We start from the raw sequence: 5,883 nt of genomic DNA, 5'->3' as shown, positions 1-5,883 counted from the left end.
AGCCGAGGTCGCGGGCGATCGACAACTTTCGGACCATCGAGCGCCCAACCTAGCCGACCTTGCGGTTGAGGGCGACCGCCGCGTCGAGCACCTGCTCGACGCGGTGCACGTGGGAGGCGAAGCAGGCCACGATGATGCGTTGGGTCGACTCGCGGAAGACCTGGTCGATCACGGGCGTGATCGACTTCTCGGCCGGCGTGAAGCCGGGCGTCTCGGCGTTGGTGGAGTCGGTGAGGAAGAGGTCGACGCCCTCCTCCCCCAGCCGCGCGAAGGCCCGCAGGTCGGTGATCCGGCCGTCGAGCGGCAGCTGGTCCATCTTGAAGTCACCGGTGTGGAGCACCAGCGCGGTCCCGGTGCGGATCGCGACGGCGAGGGCGTCGGGGATCGAGTGGTTGACCGCGATGAACTCGAGCTCGTAGGGCCCGAAGATGAGCCGGTCGCCGGCCTTGACCTTGTGGTGCACGGTCTGGCGGAGGCGGTGCTCCTTGAGCTTGCTGTCGAGCAGCGCGAGGGTGAGCTCGGAGCCGACGAGCGGGATGTCCTGGCGCTCGCGCAGCAGGTAGGGCGTGGCGCCGATGTGGTCCTCGTGGCCGTGGGTCAGCACGAGGGCCTCGACGTCGCCGAGGCGGTCGCGGATCGGGCCGAAGTCGGGGAGGATCAGGTCGACGCCGGGCTGGTGGTCCTCGGGGAAGAGCACGCCGCAGTCGACGATGAGCAGCCGGCCGTCGTAGTCGAAGACCGTCATGTTGCGGCCGACCTCGCCCAGCCCGCCGAGCGGGATGACGCGCAACCCGCCCTTCGGCAGCTTGGGCGGAGCGGTCAGCTCGGGATGCGGGTGGCTCAAGGGGTTCCTAACGGTCAGAGGAGACCCGACGCGACCAGGCCGGCGCGCAGGTCGGCCACCTCGTCGTCGTCGAGGGCCGCGAGCGGGGAGCGCACGCGGCGGTTGTCGAGGACGCCGAGCAGCTCGAGTCCTGCCTTGGCGGTGGTGGCGCCGTAGTTGGGGGTGCCCATGACCGCGTCGATCGCGGGCAGGAGCCGGACGTAGATCTCGCGGGCGCGCACCGGGTCGCCAGCGGTGAACGCGTCGTGCATCGCGCGCAGCTGGTCGCCGCACACGTGGCCGAGGACCGACACGAAGCCGACGGCACCGTGCGCCAGCCAGGCCAGGTTGAGGATGTCGTCGCCGGAGTAGAGGGCGAAGCCGAGGTCGATGAGGCGGCTGCCCCGCGGGAGGTCGCCCACGGCGTCCTTGACGGCCACGACCTCCTCCCAGCCGGCCATCTCGTCGTAGGACGAGAGGGCGAGCTGGCTGCCGGTGCGGCCGGGGACGTCGTAGAGCATCACGGGGAGCTCGGCGGCGTCGACGACCTGGCGGAAGTGCTGCACGATGCCGCGCTGGCCGGGTTTGTTGTAGTAGGGCGTCACGAGCAGGACGCCGTCGGCACCGTTCTTGCGGGCCTGCTGGGCCAGCCAGATCGAGGTGCTGGTGTCGTTGGTGCCGACGCCGGCGACGAGCGTCACGTCGGGGCCGACCGCCTCGCGGACGGCGACGAGCGTCTCGCCGTCCTCCTCCTTGGTGGTCGTCGGGGACTCACCGGTGGTGCCGGAGACGACCAGGCCGTCGTGGCCGTGGTCGACGAGGTGGCGGGCGATGCGCTGGGTGGCGTCGAGGTCGACCGTGCCGTCGGGGCGGAAGGCCGTGGCCATCGCGGTGAGGACGGTGCCGAACGGCGCGGGCTGGTTCGCCGGTCGCGTCATGGGCCCAGGCTATCGGCAGCCGGGACGAGCTCGGCGGCCAGCAGGTCGAGGTGGTCGAGGTCGGCCAGGTCGAGCACCTGGAGGTAGACGCGCTCGGACCCGACGGCGGCGTAGCGGGCGAGCGACTCGACCGCCTGCTCCGGCGTGCCGGCGACCCCGTTGGCCAGCAGGTCGTCGGCGTCGCGCCCTGTGGCCTCGGCCCGGCGCCGGAACTCGGCCTCGTCGGCCCCCACGCACACCGTCAGCGCGTTGGACCAGCGCATGGTGGCCGGGTCGCGTCCGGCGTCCTCGCAGGCCCGGGTCACGCGCTGGATCTGGGTGACGGTCGTGTCGACGTCGGCGAACGGCAGGTTGAACTCGTCGGCGTAGGCGGCGGCGAGCGCCGGCGTACGGCGGGGTCCGGTGCCGCCGATGATCACCGGCGGCTTGGCCTGGGTCGGCTTGGGCAGGCCGGGGCTGTCGGTGACGGTGTAGTGGTCGCCCTCGAAGGTGAAGCCGCCCTCGGTCGCCCACAGGCCGGTGATGATCGCGAGCTGCTCCTCGAACCGGTCGAACCGCTCCCCCGTGGCCGGGAACGGGATGCCGTACTTCTGGTGCTCGGCGTCGAACCAACCGGCGCCGATGCCGAGCTCGACCCGCCCACCGCTCATCTGGTCGACGCCCGCCACGCTGATCGCCAGCGGGCCGGGGTGGCGGAAGGTCGCGCTCGTCATCAGCGTGCCGAGCCGGATCGTGGTGGTGTCGCGGGCCAGGCCGGCGAGGGTGATCCACGCGTCGCTCGGGCCGGGCAGGCCGTCAGTGCCCATCCCGAGGTAGTGGTCGGAGCGGAAGAACGCCCCGAAGCCCAGCTGCTCGGCGCGCAGCGCGACCGCGAGGAGGTCGTCGTAGGTGGCTCCCTGCTGGGGCTCGGTGAAGATGCGGAGGTCCATGCCTCCACCTTGCCAGGCGACCCGATCAACTAGCGTTCGGGCCGTGATGGCGATGGCGCGCGCGGGGTTCTGCTTCCTGGCGATGACCAAGACCGGCTCGACCGCCGTGGAGCGCGCGTTCCAGCGCCACGCCGAGCTCGTCGTACGCCGACCGCCCCGGATGAAGCACGCGACCGCCCGCACGTTCGACCGGGTGTTCGTGCCGGTGCTGGAGTTCTACGGGCACCCGCGCGAGAGCTATGAGCTCGTGTGCGTGGTGCGCGAGCCGGTCGACTGGGCGCACTCGTGGTGGCGCTACCGCGCCCGGCCGGGGTCGGAGGGCAGCCCGCAGCACACCGGCGGCGTGTCGTTCGACGAGTTCGCCGAGCGGATCGTGGCCGGCGAGGTCGACCTCGGCAGCTCGTCCAACTTCGTGCGGGTGCGCGCCGGGCGGCCTCCGGTCGAGCGGGTCTACCGCTACGAGCACCTCGACGTCGCGGCCGCGTGGATGGCGGGGCGGCTCGGGGTCGACGTACCGGCGATGGGGCAGGTCAACACCTCCCCGCCCGCCGCCGACCCGGTTGCGGCGTCGACCCGGCGGCTGCTAGAGGAGCACTATGCCCGGGACGTCGTGCTGCACGAGTCGGCTCTCTGAGGCTCGTCGCTAGAGGTCGGAGCGCTCGTACCAGACGCGGTCGTAGCCCTGGAAGTGCTCACGGTCGGACTCGGCCCACTTGCTCGGGTCGATGACCGGGAAGAGCACGTCGCCCTCGGGCTCGAGCGGGATCTCGCTGATGACGAGCTCGCTGGCCAGGCCGATCGCCTCGGCATAGACCTCCGCGCCACCCGCGACGATCACCTCGCCCTCGGGCAGCAGGGCGGCCTTGGCCAGGGCGTCGATGAGGCTGTGGACCACGACGACCTCGGGGTGGTCCGGGCTCCAGCTGCGGTCGCGGGTGAGCACGATCGTCGTACGACCGAGGAGGGGGCGTCCGATCGACTCGTAGGTCGTCCGCCCCATCACCAGGGCGTGGCCGAGGGTGAGCTTCTTGAACTCGGCCTGCTCGCCGGGGATCTTCCACGGGATGTCGGGACCGTGGCCGATGACGCGGTTGCGGGCGACGGCCGCGACCAGGAGGACCCGCTTCACGCGAGCAGGGCCGCGTCGGCGGAGGGGTCGACGCCGCGCAGCCGGTCACGCAGGGCGACTAGCTCGCCGACGGCGCCGACGAAGCGCTCGGTGCTCTCGCCGACCTGGAGGTCGTCGAAGTAGTGGTGGCGCATCGCGACCCGGGCGAGGTGGTGCTCGTCGACCTCGAGACGGCTGACGAGGAGCTCGGTGAGGTCGGCGACGTTGTGGACGTCGACGACGTCGGCGCAGCGGCTCACCGGCACCTCGCGGCGCAGCCGGTCGCCGTCGAGGTGGGGGTCGGTGAGCAGGATCGGGCGCTCGTTGCGGAGGTAGAGCCAGTCGAGCCCGACCGACGAGACGTCGGTGATCATCGCGTCGCACGCCGGCATCAGCGCGAGGATGTCGCCCGCGACGACCGCGAGGTGGCCGGCCGTGGGCTCGTCCTCCTGCGCCTGGGCGACGGCCGCGAGCACGTCGCGGTGCGCCTCGCGGATCGACGGCCGAAGGCTCGTCGTCACCTTGGGGTGCGGCTTGTAGACCAGGCGTACGTCGGGCACGGCCAGCACCGCGTCGACGATGCTCCGGCCCAGCACCTCGACCGACGTGTAGTCGTTGTAGTCGGCGTCGCCCTCCCACGTGGGGGCGTAGAGCACGGTCCGCCGGTCTGTCGGGGCGAGGGCGTCGGCCGCCCGCGAGTCGAGCTGGGGGCGCCCGATCCGCACCAGCCGCGACGCGTCGAACTCCATCAGTGCCGCCGTGTGCCGCTGCACCGCCGCCTCCCCCGCCACGAACACGCGGTCGTAGGCCTTGGCGTTGTTGCTGGCCATGCTCTGCTTGTCGCTCTCGCCGTGGTTGACGTGTGCGTGCAGCATCCGCCCGTCGACGAGCGACTGGAAGTTGGCCGGCGAGTTGTTGCAGTAGAGGACGACCTTGGCGTCGATCGTGTCGTAGAGCTCGGTCAGCTCGGGAAACGTCGGCGCCACCAGGATCGGCAACGTCGTCCGGGCGCCGAGGAGCTCGGCCGAGTCGGGGTCGCGCAGCACGAGGGCCACCGGGTGCTGCTGGTGGAGCCGTTCGAGCACCGGCAGCCACGGGATGATCTGGTAGGTGCGCGTGGGGTCGTCGGCGAAGTAGGCGACGACGGAGACCTCGGACACCTGCCGATCCTATCGGGGGGCGGCTCGACCCTCCATGACGGTGGTCGGGCGCCGCGGCTGACGCGTCTGACCCGGCTACACCCCACGGTGGTCGAGCCGCAGGGACGAAGTCTCTGCGCGTCGAGACCCCCGCAACCGATCCACCCATGACACCCCGGCGCCGCCTCGAACGCATCATCGAATTGTCGGTGGTCGCCTCTAGAATCAGACCATGCCCAGCACCCAGCGGACCACCACGAGTGCGAGCAGCGACCCGCTGCTCGAGTCGGTCCGCGGTGCCTGTCTCGACATCAGCAAGGTCGAGGTCAACAAGCTCAACGCCGTCCTCGACTGGGCTGCCGCCCACACCGCCGACGCCACCGAGACTGCCGAGCTTCATGACTGGAACGACGAACCACCCCTGCAGCTCGCCGGCACCGGAGCCCCTGTGGTCGCCGAGTACGCCGCCCTCGACCTCGCCCTGTCCATCGGCCGTTCCTCCGACAGCGGCCTGGCCTACCTGGGCAAGGCGTTGGAGCTGCGCTACCGGTTGCCGCGGATCTACGCCCGCGTGGTCAGGCTCGAGATTCCCGTCTGGCTCGCCTTCCGGGTCGCCGACCAGACCCGGCCGCTGCCCCTCGACGGCGCCTCCGCGGTCGATAAGGCTCTTGCCCCGTTCCTCCACTCCTGCGCGTTCACCCAGATCGACCGGGCTGTGGACGCCGCCCGCGACGAGCACGACCCTGAGGAGGCAGAACGCCGCCGCCATGCCGCAGCCGAAGGCAGGCACGCCGACGTCTACCTCGACGCCGCCTCCACCACCGGGACCGTCGAGATGTCCGCGACCCTCGACCTCGCCGACGCCGTCGACCTCGAAGCCGCCCTGAAGTCCGGCGCCCAGACCCTCGCCGACCTCGGCTCCACCGAAGCCCTCAACGTCCGCCGG

Annotated in this window: 5 protein-coding genes and 2 pseudogenes; 2 read left to right on the top strand and 5 right to left on the bottom strand. The window is 71.6% G+C overall.

Annotated features, from left to right (window positions below; translation table 11 throughout):
• Positions 1-52 precede the first annotated feature (52 nt).
• The 3 genes and pseudogenes from Q7T52_RS13730 to Q7T52_RS13720 all read right to left on the bottom strand — a co-directional run.
• Positions 53-844 (bottom strand): annotated as a pseudogene (locus Q7T52_RS13730) (ribonuclease J); the annotation flags it as partial.
• A 14-nt stretch (positions 845-858) separates the two neighbouring features.
• Positions 859-1,761, bottom strand: a complete 903-nt coding sequence (dapA, locus tag Q7T52_RS13725; RefSeq protein WP_304803398.1) for a 4-hydroxy-tetrahydrodipicolinate synthase — start codon at positions 1,759-1,761, stop codon at positions 859-861.
• A complete protein-coding gene (locus Q7T52_RS13720; RefSeq protein ID WP_304803396.1) occupies positions 1,758-2,690 on the bottom strand; it encodes an LLM class F420-dependent oxidoreductase in 933 nt (310 codons plus the stop codon). The genes dapA and Q7T52_RS13720 overlap by 4 nt, the downstream gene beginning before the upstream one ends.
• 43 nt (positions 2,691-2,733) lie before the next feature.
• Here Q7T52_RS13720 and Q7T52_RS13715 point away from each other — a divergent pair, with 43 nt between their 5' ends.
• A complete protein-coding gene (locus Q7T52_RS13715; protein WP_304803393.1) occupies positions 2,734-3,324 on the top strand; it encodes a hypothetical protein in 591 nt (196 codons plus the stop codon).
• Positions 3,325-3,333: 9 nt separating this feature from the next.
• Here Q7T52_RS13715 and Q7T52_RS13710 read toward each other — a convergent pair whose 3' ends face one another.
• Together Q7T52_RS13710 and Q7T52_RS13705 are read right to left on the bottom strand one after the other, a co-directional pair.
• Positions 3,334-3,819, bottom strand: coding sequence for a dihydrofolate reductase (locus tag Q7T52_RS13710; protein ID WP_304803391.1), 486 nt, complete (start codon positions 3,817-3,819; stop codon positions 3,334-3,336).
• Positions 3,816-4,958: a CDP-glycerol glycerophosphotransferase family protein gene (locus tag Q7T52_RS13705; RefSeq protein WP_304803389.1), complete on the bottom strand. Its 1,143-nt coding sequence runs from the start codon at positions 4,956-4,958 to the stop codon at positions 3,816-3,818. The genes Q7T52_RS13710 and Q7T52_RS13705 overlap by 4 nt, the downstream gene beginning before the upstream one ends.
• 211 nt (positions 4,959-5,169) lie before the next feature.
• On the opposite strand from Q7T52_RS13705, the pseudogene Q7T52_RS13700 reads away from it, so the two are divergent.
• A pseudogene (locus Q7T52_RS13700) lies at positions 5,170-5,883 on the top strand (HNH endonuclease); the annotation flags it as partial.

It is taken from the genome of Nocardioides sp. (assembly GCF_030655615.1).
Lineage (GTDB): Bacteria > Actinomycetota > Actinomycetes > Propionibacteriales > Nocardioidaceae > Nocardioides.
The sequence above is the reverse complement of the archived record's forward strand: the minus strand, read 5'-3'. Positions and strand labels throughout refer to the sequence as shown.